This window comes from Erwinia typographi (assembly GCF_000773975.1).
Taxonomy (GTDB): Bacteria; Pseudomonadota; Gammaproteobacteria; order Enterobacterales; family Enterobacteriaceae; genus Erwinia; species Erwinia typographi.
The window spans coordinates 37,406-61,911 of sequence record NZ_JRUQ01000039.1; the positions used below are offsets into that span (position 1 = coordinate 37,406).

The 24,506-nt window shown below is 57.2% G+C and carries 22 protein-coding genes; 9 read left to right on the plus strand and 13 right to left on the minus strand.

Annotated features, from left to right (window positions below; all coding sequences use genetic code 11):
* Positions 1 to 16 precede the first annotated feature (16 nt).
* Positions 17 to 325, minus strand: coding sequence for an ArsR/SmtB family transcription factor (locus NG99_RS12940; RefSeq protein WP_034893304.1), 309 nt, complete (start codon positions 323 to 325; stop codon positions 17 to 19).
* 218 nt (positions 326 to 543) lie between these two features.
* On the opposite strand from NG99_RS12940, the gene fusA reads away from it, so the two are divergent.
* The 6 genes from fusA to NG99_RS12975 all read left to right on the plus strand — a co-directional run bounded on the left by fusA (position 544) and on the right by NG99_RS12975 (position 8,098).
* A complete protein-coding gene (fusA, locus tag NG99_RS12945) occupies positions 544 to 2,649 on the plus strand; it encodes an elongation factor G (RefSeq protein ID WP_034893307.1) in 2,106 nt (701 codons plus the stop codon).
* 434 nt (positions 2,650 to 3,083) lie between these two features.
* Positions 3,084 to 4,199, plus strand: a complete 1,116-nt coding sequence (locus tag NG99_RS12955) for a branched-chain amino acid ABC transporter substrate-binding protein (protein ID WP_034893313.1) — start codon at positions 3,084 to 3,086, stop codon at positions 4,197 to 4,199.
* Between the two features lie 102 nt (positions 4,200 to 4,301).
* Positions 4,302 to 5,216: an ABC transporter permease subunit gene (locus tag NG99_RS12960; protein ID WP_034893316.1), complete on the plus strand. Its 915-nt coding sequence runs from the start codon at positions 4,302 to 4,304 to the stop codon at positions 5,214 to 5,216.
* Positions 5,217 to 5,226: 10 nt separating this feature from the next.
* Complete coding sequence (livM, locus tag NG99_RS12965; protein WP_034893319.1) at positions 5,227 to 6,513, plus strand: high-affinity branched-chain amino acid ABC transporter permease LivM; 1,287 nt, start codon at positions 5,227 to 5,229, stop codon at positions 6,511 to 6,513.
* Positions 6,510 to 7,385: an ABC transporter ATP-binding protein gene (locus NG99_RS12970; RefSeq protein WP_034893321.1), complete on the plus strand. Its 876-nt coding sequence runs from the start codon at positions 6,510 to 6,512 to the stop codon at positions 7,383 to 7,385. Before livM ends, NG99_RS12970 begins: the two co-directional genes overlap by 4 nt.
* On the plus strand, positions 7,382 to 8,098 hold the full coding sequence (locus NG99_RS12975) for an ABC transporter ATP-binding protein (protein WP_034893324.1): 717 nt from the start codon (positions 7,382 to 7,384) through the stop codon (positions 8,096 to 8,098). The genes NG99_RS12970 and NG99_RS12975 overlap by 4 nt, the downstream gene beginning before the upstream one ends.
* Before the next feature lie 121 nt (positions 8,099 to 8,219).
* On the opposite strand, the gene NG99_RS12980 is transcribed toward NG99_RS12975, so the two are convergent.
* From NG99_RS12980 to NG99_RS13015, 8 genes are all read right to left on the minus strand, one after another.
* Positions 8,220 to 9,680, minus strand: coding sequence for an AMP nucleosidase (locus tag NG99_RS12980; RefSeq protein ID WP_034893327.1), 1,461 nt, complete (start codon positions 9,678 to 9,680; stop codon positions 8,220 to 8,222).
* A gap of 72 nt (positions 9,681 to 9,752) precedes the next feature.
* The gene (locus tag NG99_RS12985) at positions 9,753 to 10,484 is read right to left on the minus strand and encodes an amino acid ABC transporter ATP-binding protein (protein ID WP_034893330.1); all 732 of its coding nucleotides are present in this window, start codon (positions 10,482 to 10,484) and stop codon (positions 9,753 to 9,755) included.
* On the minus strand, positions 10,481 to 11,137 hold the full coding sequence (locus NG99_RS12990) for an amino acid ABC transporter permease (protein ID WP_034893333.1): 657 nt from the start codon (positions 11,135 to 11,137) through the stop codon (positions 10,481 to 10,483). The genes NG99_RS12985 and NG99_RS12990 overlap by 4 nt, the downstream gene beginning before the upstream one ends.
* Positions 11,138 to 11,152: 15 nt before the next feature.
* Positions 11,153 to 11,812: an amino acid ABC transporter permease gene (locus NG99_RS12995; RefSeq protein WP_034893337.1), complete on the minus strand. Its 660-nt coding sequence runs from the start codon at positions 11,810 to 11,812 to the stop codon at positions 11,153 to 11,155.
* Positions 11,809 to 13,179, minus strand: a complete 1,371-nt coding sequence (locus NG99_RS13000; protein WP_034893340.1) for an MmgE/PrpD family protein — start codon at positions 13,177 to 13,179, stop codon at positions 11,809 to 11,811. The genes NG99_RS12995 and NG99_RS13000 overlap by 4 nt, the downstream gene beginning before the upstream one ends.
* A gap of 45 nt (positions 13,180 to 13,224) precedes the next feature.
* Complete coding sequence (locus NG99_RS13005) at positions 13,225 to 14,010, minus strand: transporter substrate-binding domain-containing protein (protein ID WP_034893343.1); 786 nt, start codon at positions 14,008 to 14,010, stop codon at positions 13,225 to 13,227.
* 53 nt (positions 14,011 to 14,063) lie between these two features.
* Entirely contained in the window at positions 14,064 to 15,038 is a 975-nt protein-coding gene (locus tag NG99_RS13010; protein ID WP_034893346.1) for an agmatinase, read from the minus strand.
* A 32-nt stretch (positions 15,039 to 15,070) separates the two neighbouring features.
* A complete protein-coding gene (locus tag NG99_RS13015) occupies positions 15,071 to 15,946 on the minus strand; it encodes a MurR/RpiR family transcriptional regulator (RefSeq protein WP_034893349.1) in 876 nt (291 codons plus the stop codon).
* 443 nt (positions 15,947 to 16,389) lie between these two features.
* Here NG99_RS13015 and NG99_RS13025 point away from each other — a divergent pair, with 443 nt between their 5' ends.
* From NG99_RS13025 to NG99_RS13035, 3 genes are all read left to right on the plus strand, one after another.
* Positions 16,390 to 17,259, plus strand: coding sequence for a transporter substrate-binding domain-containing protein (locus NG99_RS13025; protein ID WP_198138772.1), 870 nt, complete (start codon positions 16,390 to 16,392; stop codon positions 17,257 to 17,259).
* 90 nt (positions 17,260 to 17,349) lie between these two features.
* Entirely contained in the window at positions 17,350 to 18,405 is a 1,056-nt protein-coding gene (locus tag NG99_RS13030; RefSeq protein WP_052130693.1) for a proline racemase family protein, read from the plus strand.
* Entirely contained in the window at positions 18,402 to 19,445 is a 1,044-nt protein-coding gene (locus NG99_RS13035) for a proline racemase family protein (protein WP_052130694.1), read from the plus strand. Before NG99_RS13030 ends, NG99_RS13035 begins: the two co-directional genes overlap by 4 nt.
* Before the next feature lie 133 nt (positions 19,446 to 19,578).
* On the opposite strand, the gene NG99_RS13040 is transcribed toward NG99_RS13035, so the two are convergent.
* Genes NG99_RS13040 through NG99_RS13055 form a run of 4 tightly spaced genes read right to left on the minus strand, consistent with a single transcriptional unit; the run spans position 19,579 to position 24,394 of the window.
* The gene (locus NG99_RS13040; RefSeq protein ID WP_034893359.1) at positions 19,579 to 21,162 is read right to left on the minus strand and encodes an aldehyde dehydrogenase (NADP(+)); all 1,584 of its coding nucleotides are present in this window, start codon (positions 21,160 to 21,162) and stop codon (positions 19,579 to 19,581) included.
* A 50-nt stretch (positions 21,163 to 21,212) separates the two neighbouring features.
* Complete coding sequence (locus NG99_RS13045) at positions 21,213 to 22,685, minus strand: aldehyde dehydrogenase (RefSeq protein WP_034893362.1); 1,473 nt, start codon at positions 22,683 to 22,685, stop codon at positions 21,213 to 21,215.
* A gap of 21 nt (positions 22,686 to 22,706) precedes the next feature.
* Positions 22,707 to 23,495, minus strand: coding sequence for an amino acid ABC transporter ATP-binding protein (locus tag NG99_RS13050; protein ID WP_332308349.1), 789 nt, complete (start codon positions 23,493 to 23,495; stop codon positions 22,707 to 22,709).
* Positions 23,495 to 24,394, minus strand: a complete 900-nt coding sequence (locus tag NG99_RS13055; protein WP_052130695.1) for an amino acid ABC transporter permease — start codon at positions 24,392 to 24,394, stop codon at positions 23,495 to 23,497. Before NG99_RS13055 ends, NG99_RS13050 begins: the two co-directional genes overlap by 1 nt.
* Between the last annotated feature and the right edge of the window lie 112 nt (positions 24,395 to 24,506).

The following is a 24,506-nucleotide window of genomic DNA, read 5'->3' on the forward strand; positions in this document are numbered from 1 at the left end:
GGAAGCGCATTCCTCTCTAACGCTGGCTCTCCATGGCAGCCAGTAGCGTGTCCAGCAGGCCGGGAAAACGGGTTTCCAGATCTTCCCGCCGCAGCGACAGCAAATTCTCCCGCCCGTTAGGCCGCTGCCAGATTACGCCGCTCTCCCGCAGAACTCGCCAGTGATGGGTCATGGTCGACTTCGCCAGCCCCTGTAACAGCGTCCCGCAGGCCTGCTCCCCCTGATTCGCCAGCACTCTGACCACTTCCAAACGGAGCGGATTACCCAGCGCGAAAAGCACGTTTTCCAGGCGAATATGTTGCGGTTCAGGGTGGTTGGCAATCATAACGATCCTTTTATTACGGGTGAAGGCTCGGGCGGCGCGGCGGCTACTATACCTGAAGGTCAGAAGTGGCGCGAGCCGATGGCTATTAGTTTAGCCGATAGCTTAAATAGTTCGAATATACTCGTACAGTTGTACTATAGTAGTCGCACTATTAACCCGCTTCTTCGCTGGCCGGGTGCTGCCAGCCTGAAGCCTGTCCCTGTGACTAAGGAACTTTTATGCCCCGAACAATCCCTCTCGCTCGCTACCGAAATATCGGTATCTCAGCCCATATTGATGCCGGAAAGACTACCACTACCGAGCGCATCCTCTTTTACACCGGCATGAGTCATCGGCTGGGTGAAGTGCACGATGGCGCGGCGACGACGGACTGGATGGCGCAGGAGCAGGAACGTGGGATCACCATCACCTCGGCAGCGGTTAGCTGCTTCTGGCCGGGAATGGATCGCACGTTTGAGCCGCATCGCATCAATATTATCGACACGCCCGGACACGTAGACTTCACCATTGAGGTGGAGCGTTCGATGCGCGTGCTGGATGGCGCGGTAATGGTCTATGACTCGGTCGGCGGCGTACAGCCGCAGTCGGAAACGGTCTGGCGGCAGGCGAATAAATACCGCGTTCCCCGGCTGGCGTTCGTCAATAAAATGGACCGCCAGGGGGCTGACTATTTTCGCGTGGTGCAGATGATGATCGATCGGCTGAAAGCCAATCCGGTGCCGATTGTGATCCCGATTGGCAGCGAAGAGAGCTTTCGCGGCGTGGTTGATCTGAACAAAATGCGCGCCATTCTGTGGGACGAGGCAAGCCAGGGCATGACCTTTAGTTACCAACCTGTCCCGCAGGCGCTGCTTGCCACGGCGCAGGAGTGGCGAGAGAAAATGGTTGCGGCCGCAGCGGAAGCCAGCGACGAGCTGATGGAGAAATACCTTGAGACTGGCGACCTCAGCGAAGAAGAGGTGACCGCCGGGCTGCGCCAGCGCACCCTTCGCGGTGAAATTCAGCCAATGCTGTGCGGCAGCGCGTTCAAGAATAAAGGCGTGCAGCGGATGCTGGATGCGGTGGTTGAGCTGATGCCGTCGCCGCTGGATATTCCGCCGGTCAAAGGTCTGGACGATCAGGGCAATACGGTTGAACGCCGGGCGGACGACGAGGAGAAATTCTCGGCGCTGGCGTTCAAGCTGATGACCGACCCCTTTGTCGGACAGCTGACTTTTGTGCGGGTCTATTCTGGCGTGCTGCATAAAGGCGACAGCGTTTACAACCCGATCAAGGGCAGGAAGGAGCGTATTGGTCGAATTGTGCAGATGCACGCGAATGCCCGTCATGAGGTGGATGAGATCCGCGCCGGGGATATTGCCGCCTGCGTAGGTCTGAAAGAGGTGACCACTGGCGAGACGTTGTGCGACCCGAACGCGACGATTACTCTGGAGCGGATGGTGTTCCCTGAACCGGTGATATCGCTGGCGATTGAGCCGAAGACCAAAGGCGACCAGGAAAAAATGGGCATCGCGCTGCAACGGCTGGCGGCAGAAGACCCTTCGTTCAGGCTGCATACGGATGAGGAGTCGGGCCAGACCCTCATCTCCGGGATGGGCGAACTGCATCTGGAGATTATTGTTGACCGCATGAAGCGCGAATTTGGCGTGGAGGCAAATATCGGTCGGCCGCAGGTAACCTACCGCGAAACCATTCGCGCCACGGCGAAAGATGTGGAGGGGAAATTTGTGCGCCAGTCGGGCGGCAAGGGCCAGTACGGTCACGTAGTGCTGACGCTGGAGCCGCAGGAAGCAGGAAAAGGCTTTGCTTTTGAAGACGCGACCAAAGGCGGCGTGGTCCCTCGCGAATATATTCCTTCTGTAGAGAAGGGAGTACGTGAAGCGATGAACAACGGCGTTCTGGCGGGCTACCCGCTGGTGGATATCAAAGTCACCCTGACCTTTGGCTCCTACCACGAGGTGGACTCTTCGGAAATGGCGTTCCGCATGGCGGCCATTTTTGGCTTTAAGGAGGCGGTACGGCGTGCCAGCCCGGTGATCCTTGAACCGATAATGAAGGTGGAAGTGGAAACCCCGGAAGAGTACGCGGGCAGCGTGATGGGGGACTTGTCCTCCCGCCGCGGCCTGGTGCAGGGCATGGACGAACTGCTGGGCAGCCGGGTGATCCACGCCGAGGTGCCTTTATCGGAGATGTTTGGCTATTCGACCACGCTGCGCTCGATGTCGCAGGGACGGGCCACCTACAGCATGGAGTTCCATCACTATGCTGAAGCGCCGCGTAACGTGGCCGAAGAGATTATCGCCGCACGGGGCGGCAAGGCATAACCGTTAACGGGAGCGCAGGCTCCCGTTTTTTTTCACTCTGCCCACCCGCTCACGTTCGGCACAAAAATTTGCCCACACTGTTGATCGCTCCCACAATTTTGCACCAACGCAGTGCGCAGCTTAATCATAGTGCAGCTATGTTTACGTTTCTGGCCGGTCCGGATACCGCGCTTCCCAGTCAGCCATGTGATGGCGAAGGCACCGCTTACTTTTCCATAAAGACGCCTGAACAGTGGGGCGGTAACGCGTGATTGCCGCGTGTCACCGCTCATCTCTGTAAGAAATAAGGCGTTTCCTGGCGAAATGGCGGGATTTTTGCTTAATCAATGCTAGCCGTTCGCGGCCCGCTCTCTTATCAGATTATCGATCCTGTCTACGCTGTTTCCCGCGCCGCTGGCTGGCGTTTAGCTCTGAACCGTGCTGAGGAATACTGAATGTCTTTTAAATTTAGAACGTTATCACTTCAGGTTGCAATCGTAGGTTGTTTAGGCACCGCGCTGTATGCCCAGGCGGACGTGACGATTGGCGTTGCCGGGCCGTTCACCGGTCCGAATGCCACCTATGGCGCGCAGTACTGGAAGGGCGCTTCGCAGGCGGCGGCGGATATTAACGCTGCGGGAGGGATTAAAGGTGAAAAGATTGTGCTGGTGCAGGGCGACGATGCCTGTGAGCCAAAGCAGGCGGTAGCGGTGGCAAACCGGCTGGTCGATGAGTCAAAAGTTTCAGCGGTGGTCGGGCATTTCTGCTCCTCCTCCACCATGCCAGCCTCTGAAGTCTACGATGAAGCGGGCGTGCTCACCATTACCCCTGGCTCCACCAATCCGCAAATTACCGAACGCGGCATGAAGGACATGTTCCGCATGTGCGGGCGCGACGATCAGCAGGGCGCGATAGCCGCCAACTACATGCTGGACGTGCTGAAGGCGAAGAAAATTGCGGTGATCCACGACAAGGACACCTACGGGCAGGGGCTGGCGGATGCCACCAAAGCCGCGCTCGAAAAGCGCGGCACCAAAGAAGTGCTTTATGAAGGCTTGTCCCGTGGGGAAAAAGACTTTAATGCGCTGGTCACTAAAATCGGCGCGCTGAAGCCGGACGTCGTCTATTTCGGCGGTTGCCATCCTGAAGCTGGCCCATTAGTGCGCCAGATGCGGGAGCAGGGCGTGCAGGCAAAATTCTTCTCCGGCGACTGTATCGTTACCGAAGAGCTGGTGACGGCAGCTGGCGGCCCGCAGTACACCGACGGCGTGCTGATGACCTTCGGCAACGATCCCCGGACCATTGCGGCAGGCAAATCGGTGATTGATAAGTTCCGCGCGGGCGGCTTTGAGCCGGAAGGCTACACGCTGTACGCCTACGCCTCCATCCAGGCTATCGCGGCGGCCTACAACGGCGCAGGCAAAGATAACGAGAAGGCCAGCGAGTGGCTGAAATCGCACAGCGTGGATACGGTGATGGGACCGAAATCCTGGGATGGCAAGGGCGATCTGAAAGTTTCGGATTACGTGGTCTACAAGTGGGATGACAAGGGTAAATATCACCAGCTGTAACCGCTGGCCCACTTCTCATCCTGTCTGCATGGCAGGACGTCGCAACAGTTAAGCCAGCCCGGAACGCCCGCGGCTGGCTTGCCCCAGACGAGACCGCGCACAATGGAAGCATTCTTTCTGCAACAGCTGATCAATGGGCTGACGCTGGGGGCCGTATATGGCCTGATCGCCATCGGCTACACCATGGTTTACGGCATCATCGGTATGATTAACTTCGCTCACGGCGAAGTGTATATGATCTCTGCCTATCTCTGCGCCATCGGCCTGGCGCTGCTCTCTTACTTCGGCATTCACTCTTTTCCACTGCTGATCTTCGGTACGCTCATTTTTACCATCGTGGTGACCGGCGTGTATGGCTGGGCCATTGAGCGGATCGCTTACCGGCCTTTGCGTAACTCAACCCGCCTGGCCCCGCTGATCTCCGCGATCGGCATGTCGCTCATTTTGCAGAACTACGTGCAAATCAGCCAGGGGCCAAACCAGCAGGGTATTCCAACGCTGCTTACCGGCGTGCTGCGTTTTGAGGTCGGTGACGGCGTGGTGCAAATCACCTGGACCAAAGTCTTTATTCTGTTCGCCGCGCTGGCAGGGATGGCGCTGCTGACCTGGATAATTCAGTACACCCGGCTGGGCCGGATTTGCCGGGCAACGCAACAGGATCGCCGCATGGCCTCGATTCTCGGCATTAATACCGATCGGGTGATCTCAATGGTCTTTGTGATCGGTGCGGCGATGGCCGGGCTGGCGGGCGTGCTGGTGACCATGAACTACGGCACCTTTGACTTCTACGCCGGATTTATCATTGGTATCAAGGCGTTCACCGCTGCGGTACTGGGCGGCATTGGTTCTCTACCCGGCGCGATGCTGGGTGGCCTGCTGCTGGGCATTGCCGAAGCACAGTTCGCTGGCATGGTGAACTCCGATTATAAAGACGTGTTTTCGTTTGCGCTGTTGGTGGTGATCCTGATTTTCCGCCCACAGGGGCTGTTGGGCCGACCGCTGGTTGCCAAGGTTTGAGGAATCAATCATGACGGATGCTTCTCTGAAGCCGGGGCTGGACGTGAAACAAAGCCTGGTCGATACGGTATTGGCCGGGCTGTGTGCGCTGGTGGTCTTTGGGCCGATTGTCGGCATTGTATTAAAGGGCTACAGTTTTGAACTTTCGCCGCAGCGGGTGGCGCTGTTGGTGGCGCTAGTCATGGCTGGCCGCCTGCTGCTGAGTCTGGCTTTGCAGAGCAGCAGCGGGCGAAAATTTATCTCGCGCTTTGAAAGCGGTGACGATGGCGTCTACGTCCGTCCGGTGGATTACCGCAGCCGACTGCGCTGGATCATCCCTCTGCTGTTACTGCTGGCTATCCTGTTCCCGTTTATCGCCACCAAATACCTGTTGACCGTCGCCATTCTGGGGCTGATCTACGTGCTTTTAGGCTTAGGGTTGAACATCGTGGTGGGGCTGGCTGGTCTGCTGGACCTGGGCTACGTGGCGTTCTACGCCATCGGCGCCTATGGCCTGGCGCTGGGCTACCAGTATCTCGGACTGGGGTTCTGGTCGATGCTGCCGATTGGCGCGATACTCGCCGCGCTGGCCGGAGCGCTGCTCGGTTTTCCGGTGCTGCGGATGCACGGCGACTATCTGGCTATCGTGACCTTGGGCTTTGGTGAAATTATCCGTCTGGTATTGACCAACTGGGTGAGCTTCACCGGCGGCCCTAACGGCGTCTCCGTCCCGGCGCCAACCTTTTTCGGCCTGGAGTTTGCGCGCAGAGCGAAGGAAGGCGGGGTGCCGATCCATGAGTTTTTGCACACCACCTACAACCCGAATCTGAAGTTTATTTTTATCTACGCGGTGCTGATTCTGGTGGTACTGCTGGTGCTGTTTATTAAACATCGCCTGACCAGAATGCCGCTTGGGCGGGCGTGGGAAGCCCTGCGGGAAGATGAAATCGCCTGTCGCGCCATGGGGCTGAATCATGTGCTGGTGAAGCTCTCCGCCTTTATGCTTGGCGCTTCCACCGCCGGGATCGCGGGCGTATTTTTCGCGACTTACCAGGGGTTTGTGAATCCGACCTCGTTCACCTTTTTTGAGTCCGCGCTGATCCTCGCCATTGTTGTGCTGGGCGGGATGGGGTCAACGCTGGGCGTGGTGCTGGCGGCCTTTGTGCTCACCGTCGCGCCTGAACTGCTGCGCAGCTTTGCCGAATACCGCGTGCTGCTGTTTGGCGTGCTGATGGTATTAATGATGATCTGGCGGCCACGCGGGCTGGTCCGTACCAGCCGCACCGGCGTTCCGGTGCGCAAGGGGGTGGCGCCATGAGCGACAGCATCCTTCGCGTTGAACACCTGATGATGCATTTCGGCGGCATCAAAGCGCTGAACGACGTCAACCTGGAGGTTGAGCGCGGGTCGGTCACCGCGCTTATCGGGCCAAACGGCGCGGGAAAAACCACGGTTTTCAACTGCCTGACCGGCTTTTATCAGGCGACCGGCGGCTCGATCCTGCTTAACGCGCAGTCGCGCACTACCGACGTTATTCAGGTGCTGGGGCAAAAGCTCCGCGCTGGCGATCTGCTCAATCCGGCCCGTCTTGGCTCGCGCATTTACTACAAAATGTTTGGCGGCACGCATCTGGTCAACCGCGCCGGGCTGGCCAGAACCTTTCAAAATATCCGCCTGTTCCGGGAGATGTCGGTAGTGGAAAACCTGCTGGTAGCGCAGCACATGCAGGCAAACCGTAACCTGATCGCCGGAATACTCAACACGCCCGGCTACCGCAAAGCGGAGAATCAGGCGCTGGATCGGGCCTTTTACTGGCTGGAAGTGGTGGATCTGGTTGACTGTAGCAATCGCCTGGCCGGAACGCTCTCCTACGGCCAGCAGCGCAGGCTGGAAATTGCCCGCGCAATGTGTACCGGCCCGGAGATGATCTGCCTGGATGAGCCTGCCGCCGGTCTGAATCCGGTGGAAACTCAGGCGCTGAGCCGCATAGTGCGCTTTCTGCGTCAGCAGCATGGCGTAACGGTGCTGCTGATTGAGCACGACATGGGGATGGTGATGGAGATTTCCGACCACGTTATTGTGCTGGACCACGGCGACGTGATTGCGCGTGGCGCGCCGCACGAGATCCAGAACAACGCCAGCGTCATCGCGGCCTATCTCGGCGCCGATGAAGAGGAGATCGCCGGATGAGCCAGACTCTGCTGGAGTTCCGCAATGTAAACGTGTTTTACGGCCAGATCCAGGCGCTGAAAGAGGTTTCGCTGACCGTCAACCAGGGCGAGACGGTCTCGCTGATCGGCGCGAACGGCGCGGGGAAATCGACGCTGCTGATGTCGATATTTGGCCAGCCGCGCATCGCTGGCGGACAAATTCTCTACCGGGGAGAGGATATCAGCCGTAAATCCACGCATTTTATCGCCAGCAACGGCATTGCTCAGGCCCCGGAAGGGCGGCGAATTTTTCCTGATATGACCGTTGAGGAGAATCTGCTGATGGGCACTATCCCGATTGGCAGCCGCTATCAACAGCAGGATAAAGCGCGGATGTACGGTTTATTCCCGCGTCTTGAGGAACGGCGTAGCCAGCGGGCGATGACGCTATCCGGGGGCGAACAGCAGATGCTGGCGATCGCCCGCGCGTTGATGAGCCGACCAAAGCTGCTGCTGCTGGATGAGCCGAGCCTTGGGCTTGCCCCGATCGTCGTAAAGCAAATCTTTCAGATCCTGCGGGAGCTGACGCGCGAAGGAATGACGCTGTTTCTCGTAGAGCAGAATGCTAACCACGCGCTCAGGCTTTCGAACCGGGCTTATGTGATGGTGAACGGACAAATCCGCCTGAGTGGAACCGGGCAGGAGCTGCTGGTCAATCCTGAGGTCAGAAGCGCCTATCTGGGCGGGGCATGAAAAAAGGGCGGCGGCTGAGTTCAGAGACAGCGTCAATTTCCCCTGCTTTTTCTCTGAGGCGTCCGTGCCAGAGAGCGTTGGTGTTTAACGTGCAGCGTAGCCGGAAAGCAAAGGGCCAGATTTAGCGGAACGGCGGCTCGTTAAAGGTGCGCAGCTTGCGGGAGTGGAGTTTTTCTCCCTCCGCACGCAGCAGGTCGATGGCGCGGATGCCAATTTGCAGGTGCTCGGAAATCGCCCCTTCGTAGAAGCGGTTTGCCTGTCCGGGCAGCTTGATCTCGCCATGCAGAGGCTTGTCGGAGACGCAAAGCAGCGTGCCGTAAGGGACGCGGAAGCGATAGCCCTGGGCGGCGATAGTGGCGCTTTCCATGTCGACGGCTACGGCGCGGCTGAGGTTAAAGCGCAGAGCGGAAGCGGAATAGCGCAGCTCCCAGTTACGGTCATCCGTGGTGACAACCGTACCGGTGCGAAGCCGCTCCTTGACCTGATCGCCCGGCATTCCGCTGACCTCTTTTGTGGCGTCGTACAGCGCTCTTTGTACCTCGGCGATGCTGGGCACCGGGATATCCGGCGGCAGCACCGCGTCCAGCACATGATCGTCACGCAGATAGGCGTGCGCCAGCACATAATCCCCAATGCTCTGGCTTTCGCGCAGGCCGCCGCAGTGACCAATCATCAGCCAGGCATGTGGACGAATTACCGCCAGATGATCGCAAATCGTTTTGGCGTTTGACGGCCCTACGCCGATATTAATCAGCGTGATGCCCTGACCTTCCTTAGCGATCAGGTGCCAGGCGGGCATCTGGTGATTTTTCCACGCCAGCCCGGAGATGGTTTCATGCGGGTTGGGCGTCTCTGCCGTCACCAGAATGTTGCCCGGGCAGGAGAGCGCCTCATAGGGGGAGTTGGCGTCGGCTATCTGCTCGCAGCCCCAGCGAACGAACTCGTCCACGTAGCGGGTGTAGTTGGTGAACAAGACCCAGGACTGGAAATGCTCGACCGGCGTACCGGTATAGTGGCGCAGCCGCGCCAGGGAGAAGTCGGTGCGCAGGGCATCGAAGTGCGACAGTGGAAACGCTTCGCCCGGCTGGTACAAACCATCGGCATTTTCATCGCCAATCTGCGCCAGCTCGGTAGTTGGAAAATGTTTCGCCAGCCCGGCGCTCATCGTGCGGTCCAGGTTCAGATTGGAGCCATCAATAACATAGGGGAAGGGGATCTCCTGCTTTGACGGCTTCACTTCCAGCGTGACCGGATATTCACCGGTTAACATTTCCAGCTGTTCTGTCAGGTAGTCACGCCGCAGATCCGGACGGGTAATGGTTGTCGCATAGCTACCGGGGCGGGTGAAACGACCAAAGGCGCGGGTCAGGCGATGGCTGGACTCGTCATTTTCCCAGCTGACCCGCAGTTCAGGATAGACAAACAGGCCGCTGGCCCGCCCGGTTTCATCCGGCAGCGTTCCGCTGCTGATGTAGGTGGTAATCGCCTCGCGCAGGGCTTTCACGGCGGATTCATACAGCGCATCAAGCTTATCCAGCGCCTCGACGACGGATAAGCCCTGGGGGGCAGAAGGCTGAGTCATGGTGTCTCCCTGTTAATGTTTCTCGTTTCTTCACAGCATGGTAGCTGAATTTACCCCAGTGCGCCTCGCTGGTCAGGACAGAAATTGTTTGAGCTCAGCGGTGGCCGGTGATGAAAACAGTGTCTCAGGCGCGCCCATCTCATGTACTCGTCCCTGATGCATAAACACCACTCGGTCACTCACCTTGCGGGCAAAGCGCATTTCATGGGTGACCATAATGATGGTCATTCCTTCGCTGGCCAGTGACTCAATAACCTGAAGAACTTCACCGACCAGCTCGGGATCGAGGGCTGAAGTTATTTCGTCACACAGCAGAATTTTCGGATTCATCGCCAGGGAGCGGGCAATCGCCACGCGCTGCTGCTGTCCGCCAGAGAGCTGATCCGGCCAGTGCGAGAACTTATCGCCAAGGCCAACGCGTTCCAGTAAACGTCGCGCGGTGCGTTCGGCTTCCAGCGGCTGAGCCTTCTTCACCAGCGTCGGCGCTAGCATCACATTGCGCCCGACGGTCAGATGCGGGAAGAGGTTAAAACTCTGAAAGATCATGCCGACGTTTTGGCGCAGCTCTCTTAACGACGCCGCGTTATCATGCTCCAGCGGTTGACCATCAACATGGAGAGAGCCTTGATCAAAGGTTTCGAGCCCGTTAATGCAGCGCAGCAGGGTACTTTTACCGGAGCCGCTTTTCCCGATGATACAGACCACTTCCTGGCGTTTGATCCGCAGATCGATCCCTTTCAGCACCGGGTTATCGCCAAAGCTTTTGTGCAGGCCGTTGATATCTACTAATGCAAAATCTGTCATTTGAGCGCTCTCCGCGAAAGACGGTGTTCAAGGCGTCTGCTCCACAGCGACAGCGGAAAACAGAGCAGGAAATAGAGTAAGGCAACGCTGCCGTATACCAGAAAAGGCGAGAAGGTGACGTTGGCGATAACCTGCCCGGAACGCGTCAGCTCCACAAAGCCGATCACCGAGGCCAGCGCAGTTGACTTCACCGCCTGCACCATAAACCCGACCGTCGGGGCAATGGCGATTTTCAGCGCCTGGGGGAGAATGATGGTTCTTAACTGCTGCATGAAGGTCAGCGCCAGGCTGCTGGCGGCTTCCCATTGCTGGCGCGGAATAGATTTAACCGCGCTAAACCAGATCTCGCTGAGAAACGCGCTGGCATAGACGGTCAAACATAAACTTGCCGCCATCAGCGGCGAGGTTTCAATACCGAACAGAGCCAGCCCGAAATAACAGAGAAACAGCTGCATCAGCAGCGGCGTTCCCTGAAAGAGCTGTACGTATAAACGCACCAGCCGGGCTCCTCCCGGCAGTGAAGAAAGGCGCAGCACCATCAGTAATCCGCCGACAATCCCCCCGCCCGCAAACGCAATCAGCGACAGCCCAACGGTCCAGCGCATTGCCAGCAGTAGATTTCGGTAAATATCCCAGGTGGTAAATTCACTCATCGACTTGTCCTCAGGTTAACGGCCAAAAATGAACCGGGGACCGGCCCAGCGGAGCAGTTGTCTTACCAGCAGCGCCAGAATCAGATAAATCGCCGCCGCCACTATGTAAGACTCGAAGTTATGGAAGTTGCGGCTGGCAATCAGGTTCGCCGCGAATGACAGGTCGGGGGTCGAGATCTGGCTGCACACGGCAGAGCCAAGCATGATGATCACCACCTGTCCGGCAAGCGTATCCCAGACTTTGCTCAACGCGGGCGGTAAGACCACGCGAGTGAATATCTGCCAGCGATCCAGCGCCAGGCTCATTGCGGCTTCGGTCTGGCTGTGCGGGGTGCTTTGAATACCCGCGCGGACAATCTCACTGGCATAGGCGGCGAGGTTGAGAATCAGCGAAAGGATGCTCGCGGTCAGGGCGGACAGCTGAATACCCGCCGCAGGCAGACCAAAGAAGATAAAAAATAGCTGGATGATGTACGGCGTATTTCTCAGCAGCTCGACATAGCAGGCGGTAATTAGCCGTAACCCTCGCGGACCATTAGCGCGGGCCCAGCCGCAGGCGATGCCCAGCAGCAGACCCAAAACGGTGGCGATCAGCGTCATCAGCAGCGTGATCCCTGCACCGCTCAGCAGTGAAGGCCATTCCGTCAGCACGCTGGCAAAATCGAGTTGAATCATGAAGTGGCTCTCCAGTAAGAGGACATGTGCTGATTGGCTGGCTCCTCAATGCGCCATAAGTGAGTAAGCAGCTTGTGCGCGCTGTCGCCTGGCATGACTGACTGACAGCACTGCATAAATTTATTGCTCAGCTCGTCATCACTCAGTGGGGCAGAGGCAGCGCCGCGCGCCTTCGCCACGAAGTGGCTGTGAGAGTTCCCATTGTTGAGGTACACGGTGATCTCCGCGCCTTCTGGCGCCAGCGTTGCCAGCGTTGCCTCGCTCCAGCGCGTTCCCGTGTGGCTGGACACCTTAGCCATCAGCGTCTGAAGTTCAGGCGTGAGCACATTGGCATCGTCAAGGTGACTGAGCGTCACATCGCCAGCGATAAGAGCCTGAGCCAGGGCAAAAGGCAGACTGAACTGCGCCTGCTGGCCGTTGACCGGTCGGTCATACTTAAGATTTATGCAAACAATTTCAGGCACATTGCATTCGATACGCGTTACGTCCCTGGCGGTAAAACCGTGCTGCTGTCGCAGACAGAGCAGGGCATCGACCGCGGCATGAGATGACAGGCAAACCGGGATGCGTTTAACGTCGATCCCCGGTTCGCGCAGACACCACTGGGAGGACGGCTCCTGAACCCACTTGCGGATCAGCCGCCGGTTATTGCACAGCGCGACAAGGCCCGCTGGATGCTCAATCACGTCAACCGGGCCGCTCATTCCCGCCTGCGCCATAAAGGCGCACATGATCCCGCGCTGTGCCGCCAGGCCAGCCAGCAGAGGTTTGCTGTCGGTGCCAAAAATGGCCTTCATCCCGGAAGCGCAGGCGATTGCCATCCCTAATGCGTTGGCGCATTGCCCGCTATCGAGGTCGAGGAGCACGGCGGCGGCCGCGCAGGCACCGACGGCGCCTAGCATGCCCGTTGTCCACCAGCCGGCATGGTAGAGTTGGTTATCCAGCGCCATACCCAGCCGATACTGACACTCACTGCCGAGCGCGACAGCCCTTAACAGCTGCTCGCCGCTGGCGCCGCACGTATCGGCAACGGCCAGCGCCGCCGGAATGATAACGGCAGAACCATGGACAAATCCCGCATAGCAGTTGTCATCAAAATCTAGCGCATGGGCCGCCACGCCGTTGATTAGCGCGGCCGACAGAGGATCGGTCCGCCGATCCAGGCCAATCAGGCAAGCTTCACCCTCACCCAGAGGGAGCGTTTGTCTGATTTTCTCAGACACGCTGCGGGTACTGCCGGGCAGCATCACCCCCACGGTATCGATCAGGCAGCGTCTGGCGATGTGTAGAATATCGTCAGGCAGTACTGCCGTTCTTTGGTTAATCAGCCATTCAGCCAGTGACGCAAGCGCGGGACGTTGATTCATTATTGATACCTGAAAACGGGCGACCGCACGGACGCCCCAGTGTCATTATTCCGGGAGGTCGCCTGCCGGCGCGCTCAGCCACTTCTCTGAGATTTTATCCAGCGTGCCATCCTTTTTAGCCTCGCGGATAATGTCATTCACTTTGGCCGTCAGCGCCTGCTGGCCTTTCTGGATGCCGATATAGCAGGGCGAATTTGACAGGATGACTTTCAGGGTAATATCTAATTTGGGATTCTGTTTCTGAATAGCCGCCGCCACGGTCGTCCCAATCGCCGCCATCTGCGTCTGGCCGGAGGCGAAGGCGGTGATGGTGCTGTTATTATCTTCGAAGCGTCGAATAATCGCCTTGGGAGCCAGTTTGGTCAGCTCATCGTCCTGCATTGAGCCACGGGTGACAGAAACCGTTTTGCCCGCCAGCTCGTCCGGCGTCGAGGCTTGCAGATCCTTTGGCCCAAAGACCGCATCAAAGAAGGGCGCATAGGCAATACTGAAATCAATCACTTTGGCTCGCTCTTGCGTTTTACCGAGTGAGGAGATGGTCATATCGGCCTTGCCAGTTTGCAGATAAGGTACGCGATTAGGTCCGGTTACCGGGATTAACTGCACCCTGACACCCAGCTGTTTGCCGATAAGTTTGGCGACATCAATATCCAGTCCCTGAGGCGTCATGTCCGGCGAGACAAACCCGTAGGGCGCATAATCCTGCGGCACGGCAATACGAACCAGATTGCGGCTTTTAATACTGTCCAGCAACGATTCGGCCGAGGCTGACATACTGATGGCAGAAATAAGGCAGCAGAGGGCCGCAGACAAAAGTGTATTCTTTGTCATGATATTACTCCGGTATGTGTTTAATTTAAGGGTGAAATATCCACCGCGTTACCTTATTTATTCTTTTTGAAATAGCCTGCTCGTACTGCCATGCCAATTAAATTAATAAAGAAGCGGCAGGCAGTAATTGAAGTGATATTATTCAGATCTTTCTTCGGGGTGATCTCTACGATATCCATTCCGACCACGCGACCTTTTTTCACCAGTCCATGAATTAATTTACGCATTTCACCGTAGGTTACCCCGTCCAGCGCTGGTCCATTTACCGCAGGCATAATTGTCGGGTCGATGCCATCTGCATCGCAGGTAATATAATAATTACCGCCATCGGGAATCCGCGCCAGCACCGCTTCCATCCCCTCATCATGCAGCTGGTGGGCTGGAATCAGGTGCGCGCCATAAGCCAGTGCTGCATCCACCTCTTCCTGACGCGCTGAGCCGTTCGCACGTAAGCCAATCTGGAAAATTTCGTGGATATGATCCATCTCTGAAGCGCGACGGATCGGGCTGGAATACCCGTCGGTCACGCCATTGACGTGATCGCGCCAGTCAAGATGCGAATCAATGTGAATCAGGGTAATCGGCCCCACGGAGTCCAGCGCCTTTAATACCGGGATCGGAACCCCATGATCGCCACCGATCACCAACGGCATCCCGCCCAGCGCGAGGATTTTTCGCACCACGGCTTCAGCGGCAGCATAATGGTTACCCAGCTCGCGGGCGTTACCTGCGATATCGCCGCAGTCCACCATTCGAACCGGCTGGTTGTCGGTCATTGAACCGCCGATGTCGAAGTCGTAGCGTTCAAAGCTCCGCAGTGCGCGGTCAGTGGCCTGGCGGACTGCCGTCGGACCGTTAGTCTGGTCGTTGGTCACTTCATCTATGGAATAAGGTGAACCGTAGGGAATACCCAATACGGCGATATCGACATAGTCCAGCGTATTCAGATCCGTAACGACCTCGGAGTACAGCAGACTTTTATGACCATGTTTTGGCGCAGTTGTTAATTCAGGTTTATAAGCTGTCATTTTAATACCTTATCTTTGCAGGAGTAAGTTACTCAGGTGGTTTTCAACCATTCGCCCAATGCCCATATTTTCTCCTCAGTATTTTTTACTTTGGAACGGACATCGCCACGGGTATTTGCGGCAAGGAGCGCGATTAATATCTCTGTTGTTAGTAAAGCGGGTGTTAGCGTGTCAAAAAAAGAATTCGTCTGTTTTTTTACTACAATGGCTTCGTCGGAGATTCTGGCGACCGGAGAACTGGCGTTATCGGTAATGGCGACAATTTTCACCTTATGTTGAGACATATATTTCGTCAGCGAAATGGTCTTTCTGGCATAGGGTGAAATGCTGGTAACAAATAACACGTCTTTATTGGACAGGTCATGCAGCAGTGTCATGATGCCACTCTCGCCGGAACCATCAACCAGGCGCACATCACGGTGAAAATAGCTGGTGACGTGCGCAAAGTGATGGGCAATAGGGTACGAAGAACGCAGGGCCAGGCAGTAAATACGGCGGGCGGCAGACAGAATTTTTCCCGCTCTGACAATGGATTCAATTTGCTGGGGAGTGCATAGCGACTGGATGTGCGCAACCGTGGTGTCAGCCAAATCCAGCGCCAGCGAGTTGTCGCCCACCTGTTGTTTCATGGCGACCAGGCCAGCCATACGTGATTCATAGGCATGACCCTGACCACGAATCTCAGAAATGTAGACCGAGCGAAGCTGGTCAAACCCAGTCAGCCCCAGACTCTTGGCGAAACGCGTCATTGTTGAGGCGGGTAATTCGGCCATTGAAGCCAGCTCACGCATCGACATTACGGCCACTTCATGGGGATGTTCCAGCACAAAGGCTGCCGCCTGTTGCTCACGTTTTGGCAGCGAGTCGTAACGCGTCTTAATGAGCTGGTTGAGAGTTTGCAGATCCATTCGATACCCCTTCGGTTGTCTCTGTGATACGTAGCAACAGATGGGCCATGTCTTTTTTGCTTTGATTCATCTGAATCAAAAATGGCGCGGTTCTGCCGCACGCCTGGCGGGGTTCCCGTTTATAAACCCCACGTTTTATGATTGTAATGATTCAAAAATGAATCAAAAAAAATCACCTGATTCAATTCAGGCAGGGGAAAACTGCAGCTTATCGCGCGTTATCGCAGGCACTATTTTGGTGAGGGCGCACCATCATGGTGAGGTTTTTGAACCAAACTGTTTTTAGCGCGAGGCGTGCCTGATAAGCAGAAAAAAACCATTGACAGAATGTTGCTGTACGTTATCTTTTATCGGTAAGGTGTAATATATTACATTCCATGTTCCCCGGAGGATTCAGAATGCGCTTGCGGATAAATGTCGGTTTGATGACAGGTTTAGCTCTTATGCTTTGCGGAGTCTCTCTCAACGCCAGTTCTGCTCAGAACATGCCCGCCGGGCAGGTGAGCCGCGTCGAACCCGTTGCGGAAATCGCTGAGCTTGTCCCCGATACGATCAGGAAACGGGGCGTGCTGCGCGTTGCCACGATGACCAAATATCAACCTTTCGCTTTCGTTGTGGATGGCAAAAATGTCGGCATGATCCCAGAGATGGTGACGGCGGTTGCACAGACGATGGGATTAAAGGCTGATATTCACGGCATGGACTTCCCCAGTATTTTGTTAGGGCTACAGGCGCAGAAATACGATATAGGCATGGGGGAGTTCTTCGTACGAAAAGATCGGGTTGACGTCGCCGATTTTGTTACGGAATGGAGTAACTTCGACGCCTTTGTCGTCAATAAGGGCAGCAAATACCTGCCGGAAAGTATCGCTGATGTTTGTGGTCATAAGATAGCGATCCTCGCAGGCTCCTCCGGCGTACCGGCGATGGAAACCGGCAAAGAGCGCTGTGCGCAGGCGGGCAAAGCCGCGCCTCAGGTTAGCGTCTTCCCGCAAATGGCAGATGCCGTGCTGGCCCTGTCCAGTAACCGCGCGGACGCGGTCCTGACCGGCCGTGAGGTTGGGCTGACGCTGGTCGCTTCAGGTCAACCCTTTGTGCCGACCGGTCGTGTAGGCGGCGGTCCCTGCGCTACTGCCGTCGCGCGCAACGCGGATTCAGCGAAGCTCGCGCAGGCGATTCAGGCTGCCTATGTTTATCTGATCAAGTCGGGTAAATATGAGGAAATCCATAAGCGCTGGGGAACCGATTACGGCGCGATCAATAATCCGACCATCTACCGTCAGGGTGATGCGCTGCCGGATTATAAGATATAAAACAATCAGCAGGTTAGCCTGTCCGTTAAGCCGTCGGCTCTGGCTGCCTGCTGCTGTTTTATTCGTGGTTTAATCACTCAAGGAGAGCAGATGCGTTCTCGATATCATTTTTCGGTGATTGATATGCACACCGCTGGCGCACAGGCGCGGGTGGTTATTGGCGGCGTTCCGCAGGCCAGAGGCGACACCATCAATGAAAAGCGGCACTATCTGGCCGCTAACTTCGATCACGTCCGCAAGCTTTTAATGTATGAGCCGCGTGGCGGCGCCCAGATGAGCGGCAGCCTGATTATGGAACCCTGCGATCCGCGAGCTGACGTGGGCATTGTTTTCATTGAAAGCGGCGGCTGGCTGACGATGTGCGGCGCGGGGACTATCGGCGCGGCGACGGCGTTAATTGAAACGGGAATGTTCAAAGCGACCGGGCCGGAAACGACCATCGTCTTCGATACCCCCGCAGGCTTGGTCACCGCGCATGTGATCATCAAAGAGGGCAGTGTCGAAAGCGTCTCGCTTTATAACGTGCCTTCCTTCCTGGCGATAAAAGATCATCCGCTCGATTTAGCAGAGCATGGCGCGGTCAATGTTGATATTGCCTATGGCGGCAATTTTTATGTGATTGTTCCTGCCGACCGGTTTAACCTGGAGGTGGCTCCGGCATTTGCTGAACAGCTGGTGTCGGTGGGGCGCAAAGTGAGGGACGCCGCCAACGCGACGGTCACTGTCCAGCACCCCCTGCAAGCGACGCCGTCCTCCATTCCCAACGTCATTTTCACCGGACCAGGCTCAAGGCCCGGCGTCCACCGGAATCTGGTGCTGTTTGGCGAAGCCGGGGTGGATCGTTCTCCCGGCGGCACCGGCACCTCAGCAAGGATGGCGCAGCGCTATGCGCGCGGTGAACTAGCGCTGGATGAGCCATTTTTGCACGAGAGCATTATCGGCTCCTGTTTCGAAGGCAAACTCACCGGCGTGGAGAGCGTGGCTGGCTATCAGATGGTGACTCCTCTGATCAAAGGGCGCGCTTTTTTGATCGCGCTACGTAACTTTTTCGTCGATCCGGAAGACCCTTTCCAGCAGGGATTTGGCGTTGGCTATGCCGCCGACGCGCAGCGCCCCGCCTTTTTAGCCAGTAAGGACTCAGCATGAAATCAATGGTTCATTATTCCGTGATAGATGCTCACAGCGCGGGTGCGCCTGCCAGGGTGGTGGTGGGCGGCGTTGCGCCAGCGCCTGGCTCTTCTGTCAGTGAAAAACGCAGCTGGCTGATGGAACATCACGACGAGATCAGAAAGCTGCTGATGTATGAGCCGCGGGGCAGCTCGGAGATGTGCGGCAGCATCCTGATGCAGCCTTGCGATCCCCGGGCTGACATCGGCATTGTCTTTATTGAAACCGGCGGATGGCCGTTGATGTGCGGCGCAGGGACCATTGGCGCGGCAACGGTAATGGTTGAAAATGGCTATGTTGAGGTTAGCGAGCCGGTCACCACTATTTCATTTGATACCCCGGCGGGGCTGGTCACTGCTCAGGTTGAAGTCACCGACGGCGTGGTGAAAGGGGTCACTATCCACAACGTCGCCTCTTATATGGTGGCGGCCGCACGGACGCTGGACATCCCTGAATTTGGCTCCGTCACCGTGGATATCGTCTTCGGCGGCAATTATTACGCGCTGGTCGCGGCTTCCAGTCTGGGACTGGAGGTTCAGCCAGCGTTTGCCGAGAAGTTAGTTATGGCCGGGCGCGCCATCCGCAACAGCGTCAACGACACGCTGAATATTCCCGATCCCGCTACTGGCCAGCCGTTTCATGTGCCGATGGTGATCTTCACCGAAGAGCAGAACAGCAGCGGTAGCTATCGCAATCTGGTGTTCTTCGGCGAATCGGGGGTGGATCGTTCCCCCGGCGGCACGGGAACCTCGGCGAGAATGGCCCAGCGCTACTATCGTGGTCAGCAGGATAAAGGTGAGAAGTTTTTGCATGAGAGCATTATCGGCTCCGTCTTCGAAGGCACGATTGCGGATACGACAGTGTTAAACACTGTTCAGGCTATTATTCCAGCCATACGCGGACGCGCCCATATTATCGCGCAGTCGACGTTCCTGCTCGATCCTCAGGACCCCTTCGCTGAAGGTTTCGGTGTGGCTTACGGTAGCGACGCCAAACCCCCCGTTTACCTCGCCGAATAGTCCGTCTGAGCCACGCCGGGCGGTGCCCGGTGGTGGCCCGCGAGAATCTTACGCTAGTGCTGATAACGGTTGCCTTCCTGTGGCCTGGCTTACATTCACCGGCATTCCATTGCCGGGTTTACCTTTCAGAACGTCATGATGCAAGGCTGTCGCGCGTGTGTACGCCATTAACAAGGCGCAGCAGATTGAGCGGGTTCTCATCTTTCAGCGCGTCAGGCAGCAAAGCGGGCGCATAGTTTTGATAACAGACAGGCCGCAAAAAACGTTCAATGGCTAGCGTTCCTACCGAGGTGCCGCGTGCATCGGAAGTGGCTGGCCACGGACCGCCGTGCACCATCGCATCACTGACTTCCACGCCGGTGGGGTAACCGTTCAATAACAGACGACCGGCCTTGCGCTCCAGCAGGGGAACCAGCGTGGCGAAGTTGGGTAAATCACTCTCCTCAGCCAGTAACGTGGCCGTTAGCTGACCTCGTAACCCGCTCAGCGCGCTGGACAATTCCGCTTTATCGGCAACGGAGATGGCGATCGTCACCGGGCCAAACACTTCTTCCTGTAGCAAGGGGTCGCCATTAATCAGCAGTCCGGCCTGCGCCTCAAACAGCTGCGGAACGGCCTGAGTTCCCTGCTGGGATTGTCCGGCGAGATGACGTATGCCGCCATGCTCTCGCAACGCCGCCAGCCCTTTTTCATAGCTGCTGAGCACGCCGCGATTCAGCATGGTCTGCGGAGGACTCTGGCTGATGTTTTGCGCCATCTGCCGTAAGAAAGTGCGATAGTCGGGCGAATCGATGCCGACGATCAGTCCGGGATTGGTACAAAACTGGCCGCAACCGGCCACCACCGAGTCGGTCAGCTCGCGGGCGATTTTCTCGCCGCGCACCGCCAGCGCGTCCGGCAGTAGGATCATCGGGTTGATGCTGCTCATTTCGGCAAACACCGGGATCGGATCGGGGCGGGCCGCCGCGATATCGCACAACGCTCGCCCCCCCTTCAGCGAACCGGTAAAGCCTACCGCCTGAATAGCCGGATGGCGCACCAGCGCCTGGCCAATGCTGTTGCCGAAGATCATATTGAACACGCCCGCAGGCATACCGGTTTTGCGCGCCGCCTGGACGATGACGTTAGCCACGCAGTCGGCGGTAGCCATGTGACCGCCGTGCGCCTTCATCACTACCGGACAACCCGCGGCCAGCGCCGAGGCCGTATCACCACCGGCCGTGGAGAAGGCGAGCGGAAAGTTGCTGGCGCCAAATACCGCTACCGGCCCAACCGCGCGCTGCATCTGACGGAGATCCGGGCGAGGCAGCGGCGTGCGTTCTGGCAGGGCGGTATCAATGCGGGCGCCGAGAAAATCTCCGCGTCGCAATACGCTAGCGAATAAGCGCATCTGGCCGCTGGTGCGGCCACGCTCGCCGCGAATGCGTCCTTCCGGCAGCGCCGTTTCGCGCATCACCAGCTGAATAAAGTCGTCGCCGGTGGCGTCCAGCTCGTCAGCAATCGCCTCTAAAAACAGGGCGCGCTGCGCCGGCGAGGTAGTGTGAAAGAGGGGAAATGCCTGTTCAGCGGCCCGACAGGCCAAATCCGCTTCGCGTTCCGTTGCCTGATAAAACGTCCACGGCAGCGCTTCGCCGCTGTGTGCGTCAACGCTCTTCAGCGTGAGGCTGCCTTGTTTGCTACGTTCGCCGTTAATGAAGTTTTCACCAAGGATATTCATGGTACAACCTTTTGCAAAAGCGACGGCGATCCCGTCGCTTTGGGGAGTGATCAGGAGAGGGAAACCCAGATGGTCTTCAGCTGTGTGTATTGATCAAAGGCCTCAATGCCTTTGTCATAACCGCCAAAGCCTGACGTTTTCATGCCGCCAAACGGCGTGGTGATATCCCCTTCGCCGTAGCCGTTAACCGCCACGGTGCCCGCCTGTATCTGACGCGCCATGCGCACCGCAACGTTGATATCACGCGCAAACACCGTTGCCGCTAAGCCATAAGAAGAGTCGTTAGCGATCTGAATCGCCTGTTGTTCGCTGTCGAAGCTGAGGATCGCCACTACCGGGCCGAAAATTTCATCACGCGCCAGCGCCATCTCTGGCGTGACGTTATCAATGACGGTGGCTTCAATAAACAGGCCGCCGCTCTCCTGCCGCACCTGATTACCGCCCAGCACCACGCTGGCGCCAGCCTGTTTTGCCGCGTCGATAGCGGCCAGTACCCGCGTCAGGGCTGAAGGCTCAATCAACGGGCCAAGGCGGGTGCTGCGGTCGGTGGGGTCGCCGGTTTGCCAGACCTGGGCCGCGCGAATAAAGGCCTGAAGGAAGGCGTCTTTAATCGAGCGGTGCACCAGAATGCGTGAGCCGCAGGTGCAGTTTTGCCCCATGTTCCAGAACGCGGCGTTCGCCAGGTTTTCCGCGATGGCGTCGAGATCTTCCGCCACGTCCGGCATGACGATTTGCGGACTCTTGCCGCCGCACTCCAGCACCACTTTTTTCAGGTTGCTGTCGGCAGCATAGCGCAGGAACTGACGGCCAATCTCGGTGGATCCGGTGAAGGTGAGGGCATCCACATCGTTATGCAGGCCGAGTGCTTTTCCGGCGATATGTCCTAAACCCGGCACCACGTTAACGACCCCGGCTGGAATGCCAGCTTCCAGCGAGAGTTCGGCGATGCGCAAGGTGGAGAGCGACGCCAGCTCGGCGGGTTTGATCACCAGCGAGTTACCCGCCGCCAGCGCCGGAGAGATTTTCCACGACAGGGTGGCCGCCGGGAAATTCCACGGCAGTACCATGCCGACCACGCCAACCGGTTCACGGACGATAAGCCCGAGCTGACCTTCACCGGTCGGCGACACTTTGCCGAACACTTTATCGATGGCCTCAGCGTACCAGCGCACGTTATTCACCACGTCCGGCAGGTCGAAACTTTCACAGTCGGTGAGCGGCTTGCCGGCATCAATCGAGTCCAGCAGCGCCAGCTCCGGCGTGTGTTGCTCAATCAGGCTGGCAAATTTCAGCAGGATGCGCTTGCGTTCGCGCGGCTCCATTTTGCTCCATACGCCGCGATTAAATGCTTCACGCGCTGCGCTGACCGCCTTATCGACGTCTGCTGCTGAGCAGGCCGCAATCTTGTTGAGTAATTTGCCGGTAGCCGGATTGAAATTATCAAAAACCTGTTTCTGCTCAGCGTCAGTAAACCGGCCATTAATAAATGCCTGAGTACGCACCGTTTCGGGTAAGGAAGTCATAGTTTCTCCGTGAACGTTCGGTTACAGAACTTTGCCAAGAAAGGCTTTGGCACGTTCGTTTTGGGTATTGTTGAAAAATTCGTGCGGGCTGCCCTGTTCAACGACGATGCCGTTGTCCATAAAGACCACCTTGTCGGACACTTCGCGGGCGAAGCCCAGCTCGTGCGTGACAACGATCATCGTCATGCCCTCCGAGGCCAGCGAGCGCATGACGCTCAACACCTCGCCTACCAGCTCGGGGTCGAGGGCGGAGGTGGGCTCATCAAACAGCATCAGTTTGGGTTTCATCGCCAGCGCCCGGGCAATCGCCACGCGCTGCTGCTGGCCGCCGGAAAGGGTACGGGGATAGGCGTTGGCTTTGGCGGTCAGTCCGACTTTCGCCAGCAGGTTCATCGCATCGGAGGTCGCCTGGGCTTTACGGACTTTTTTGACGTGCATTGGCGCTTCGATGATGTTCTCAAGCACCGTCATATGCGGAAACAGATTGAACCCCTGGAATACCATGCCGATGTCGGCACGCTGGCGCGCCACTTCGGATTTTTTCATTTCATACAGTTTCCCGTGGTGTTCGCGATAGCCGACGGTTTCGCCACCCACCTGCAACAGGCCTTTTTCGATGCGCTCCAGATGGTTCATGCAGCGCAAAAAGGTGCTTTTACCTGAACCCGAGGGGCCAAGGATGCAGCAGACGTTGCCATATTCCACCGTCAGATCGATACCGCGCAGTACCGGCAAGTGACCGAAGGATTTTTCCACACCGCGTGCCACCACTGCGTGTTGCGAGGGAGGATAAGAAGTAAAAGACATCATTATGCGCTCCTTAGCGTTTCATCTTCGGGTTTGGCCTCGGTGGAGGCGGCCAGAGAGCTGTGCTCACTGCGGGCGAAATAGCGCTCGACGTAATGCTGTAACACCGAAAGCACCGAAGTCAGCAGCAGATACCAAATCGACGCGACGATCAGTAAAGGAATGGTCTGGAAGTTGGCGGTGTAGATAAGCTGGGCGGAGTAAAGCAACTCCTGTAAGGCGATAACGCTCACCAGCGAGGTGGTTTTTAACATGCCGATCAGCTGATTGCCGGTAGGGGGAATAATGATGCGCATAGCCTGCGGCAGAATGATTTTCATCATTACGCGGCCCCCTGACATCCCCAGCGCTTCAGCCGCTTCACGCTGACCATTCGGCACCGAGTTGAGGCCCGCGCGGACGATCTCCGACATATAGGCGCCCTCATTCAGGCCCAGGCCTAGCAGCGCGGCAACGTAAACGGTGATGAACTGGTTGGCGTCGAATACCCCGAGATTGGGCCCAATCGGAAAGCCAAGGGTGATTTCGGGATAAAGCGCCGACAGGTTAAACCAGAAAATCAGCTGCACCAGCAGCGGCGTGCCGCGAAATGCCCACAGATAGGCGAAAGCGATGCTGTTCAGCACCGGATTTTTCGACATCCGCATCAGCGCCAGCAGGGTGCCAAGCACCATGCCAATCGCCATTGCGCCCAATGTCAGCCAGACCGTCGCCATCAAGCCGGAGAGAATGGAGTCGTCGAATAAATACTGCGCGACCACCGACCAGTGGAAGCGAGGATTCGTCACCATCGACACCACTAAACCGGCGGCAATGACGAGGATCAAAATGGCGGCGACCCAGCGCCCATGATGTTTCAACGGCACAACGGGTTTAGCTTCCATTTCGTTTTTGTCTCTCATTATCTGCCGATTTAACAATTGTGTTTGTGTCACTTTCGTTCCCCTAAACATGCTTGAAACTCGCTGTGAATGTATGTGAGACTGTGCGGTAATCGATAACCGATAGCCGTTA

What these genes read in the sequence shown, in the direction of transcription:
- NG99_RS12940 (WP_034893304.1), bottom strand. Translation starts at nt 325, where the DNA reads ATGATTGCCAACCACCCTGAACCGCAACATATTCGCCTGGAAAACGTG.
- fusA (WP_034893307.1), top strand. Translation starts at nt 544, where the DNA reads ATGCCCCGAACAATCCCTCTCGCTCGCTACCGAAATATCGGTATCTCA.
- NG99_RS12955 (WP_034893313.1), top strand. Translation starts at nt 3,084, where the DNA reads ATGTCTTTTAAATTTAGAACGTTATCACTTCAGGTTGCAATCGTAGGT.
- NG99_RS12960 (WP_034893316.1), top strand. Translation starts at nt 4,302, where the DNA reads ATGGAAGCATTCTTTCTGCAACAGCTGATCAATGGGCTGACGCTGGGG.
- livM (WP_034893319.1), top strand. Translation starts at nt 5,227, where the DNA reads ATGACGGATGCTTCTCTGAAGCCGGGGCTGGACGTGAAACAAAGCCTG.
- NG99_RS12970 (WP_034893321.1), top strand. Translation starts at nt 6,510, where the DNA reads ATGAGCGACAGCATCCTTCGCGTTGAACACCTGATGATGCATTTCGGC.
- NG99_RS12975 (WP_034893324.1), top strand. Translation starts at nt 7,382, where the DNA reads ATGAGCCAGACTCTGCTGGAGTTCCGCAATGTAAACGTGTTTTACGGC.
- NG99_RS12980 (WP_034893327.1), bottom strand. Translation starts at nt 9,680, where the DNA reads ATGACTCAGCCTTCTGCCCCCCAGGGCTTATCCGTCGTCGAGGCGCTG.
- NG99_RS12985 (WP_034893330.1), bottom strand. Translation starts at nt 10,484, where the DNA reads ATGACAGATTTTGCATTAGTAGATATCAACGGCCTGCACAAAAGCTTT.
- NG99_RS12990 (WP_034893333.1), bottom strand. Translation starts at nt 11,137, where the DNA reads ATGAGTGAATTTACCACCTGGGATATTTACCGAAATCTACTGCTGGCA.
- NG99_RS12995 (WP_034893337.1), bottom strand. Translation starts at nt 11,812, where the DNA reads ATGATTCAACTCGATTTTGCCAGCGTGCTGACGGAATGGCCTTCACTG.
- NG99_RS13000 (WP_034893340.1), bottom strand. Translation starts at nt 13,179, where the DNA reads ATGAATCAACGTCCCGCGCTTGCGTCACTGGCTGAATGGCTGATTAAC.
- NG99_RS13005 (WP_034893343.1), bottom strand. Translation starts at nt 14,010, where the DNA reads ATGACAAAGAATACACTTTTGTCTGCGGCCCTCTGCTGCCTTATTTCT.
- NG99_RS13010 (WP_034893346.1), bottom strand. Translation starts at nt 15,038, where the DNA reads ATGACAGCTTATAAACCTGAATTAACAACTGCGCCAAAACATGGTCAT.
- NG99_RS13015 (WP_034893349.1), bottom strand. Translation starts at nt 15,946, where the DNA reads ATGGATCTGCAAACTCTCAACCAGCTCATTAAGACGCGTTACGACTCG.
- NG99_RS13025 (WP_198138772.1), top strand. Translation starts at nt 16,390, where the DNA reads ATGCTTTGCGGAGTCTCTCTCAACGCCAGTTCTGCTCAGAACATGCCC.
- NG99_RS13030 (WP_052130693.1), top strand. Translation starts at nt 17,350, where the DNA reads ATGCGTTCTCGATATCATTTTTCGGTGATTGATATGCACACCGCTGGC.
- NG99_RS13035 (WP_052130694.1), top strand. Translation starts at nt 18,402, where the DNA reads ATGAAATCAATGGTTCATTATTCCGTGATAGATGCTCACAGCGCGGGT.
- NG99_RS13040 (WP_034893359.1), bottom strand. Translation starts at nt 21,162, where the DNA reads ATGAATATCCTTGGTGAAAACTTCATTAACGGCGAACGTAGCAAACAA.
- NG99_RS13045 (WP_034893362.1), bottom strand. Translation starts at nt 22,685, where the DNA reads ATGACTTCCTTACCCGAAACGGTGCGTACTCAGGCATTTATTAATGGC.
- NG99_RS13050 (WP_332308349.1), bottom strand. Translation starts at nt 23,495, where the DNA reads ATGATGTCTTTTACTTCTTATCCTCCCTCGCAACACGCAGTGGTGGCA.
- NG99_RS13055 (WP_052130695.1), bottom strand. Translation starts at nt 24,394, where the DNA reads ATGAGAGACAAAAACGAAATGGAAGCTAAACCCGTTGTGCCGTTGAAA.